1 protein-coding gene is annotated in these 1,008 nt (G+C 78.8%); it reads left to right on the top strand.

Annotated elements, in window-relative coordinates; all coding sequences use genetic code 11:
• Nucleotides 1–1,008 (top strand): ABC transporter ATP-binding protein (locus B0E53_RS36760; RefSeq protein ID WP_146167983.1); only part of this gene is annotated, 1,008 nt, incomplete at both ends.

Below are 1,008 nucleotides of genomic sequence, written 5' to 3'. Positions count from 1 at the left end.
GCGCGGTCGACGCCGCCGTCGGCGCCACCGCCGGGGAGTCCGCCGGCCGCTGGCTCGCCGCGGTGGGTGGACTGGTCGTCCTGCTGGTCGGCGCGGGCGTGGTGCGGGACTACGGCACCGGCGCGGCGAGCGCGCGTTCCGTCGCCGGCCTGCGCCACACGCTGGTCCGCCACATCCTCGCCCTCGACCCCCGGGCCGCGGCCCGCCACCCGGTGGGCGACCTGGCCGGTCGCCTGGTGGGCCAGGTGGCCGACGCCGGCCAGGCGGCACCGACCGTCGTGCTGGCCGGCACCGTCCTGCTGCCGCCGGTGGGCAGCCTGGTGGCCCTCACCATGATCGACCCGTGGCTCGGCGCGACCTTCGTCGTCGGGCTGGTGCTGCTGGGCGTGCTGCTGCGCGGGTTCGTCGCCGACGCGTCCGCCGCTGTCGCCGGCTACCAGCGGGCCCAGGGACACCTCGCCGGGCTGATGGTGGAGGCGCTGGCCGGCGCGCGGACCATCGCCGCCGCCGGCACCACCGGCCGGGAGGTCGAGCGGATCCTGACCCCGGTCCCGGAACTGCGGCGGCACGGCACGCGGACGTGGACCGTGCTGGCCGGGGCGGCGACCCGGGGCGCCGTGCTCAGTCCGATGCTGCAACTGGCGGTGGTCACCGTGGGTGGGCTCTCCCTGGCCGCCGGGCGGCTGACACCGGGAGACCTGCTGGCCGCCATCCAGTACGCCGCGCTCGGCGCCGGCCTCGGCACCGTGGTCAGCGCCCTCAACAAGGCCGTCCGGGTACGCGCCGGCTGCCGGCGCGCGGCCGAGGTGCTCACCGAACCGGCCCGCCCGTACGGCGACCGTACCCTGCCGCCCGGCCCCGGCTGCCTGGAGCTGCGCGGGGTCAGTGTGCGGGGCGACGACGGCCGGCCGCTGCTCGACGGGGTGGACCTGCGGGTGCCGGGTGGTGCGCTGCTCGCCGTGGTCGGCCCGTCCGGCGCCGGCAAGTCGCTGCTCGCCGCCGTCGCCG

This window comes from Micromonospora sp. MH33 (genome assembly GCF_003013775.1).
Lineage (GTDB): Bacteria > Actinomycetota > Actinomycetes > Mycobacteriales > Micromonosporaceae > Micromonospora > Micromonospora fulviviridis.
Note: the sequence above shows the minus strand (reverse complement) of the source record. Positions and strands in the feature narration are given on the sequence as shown.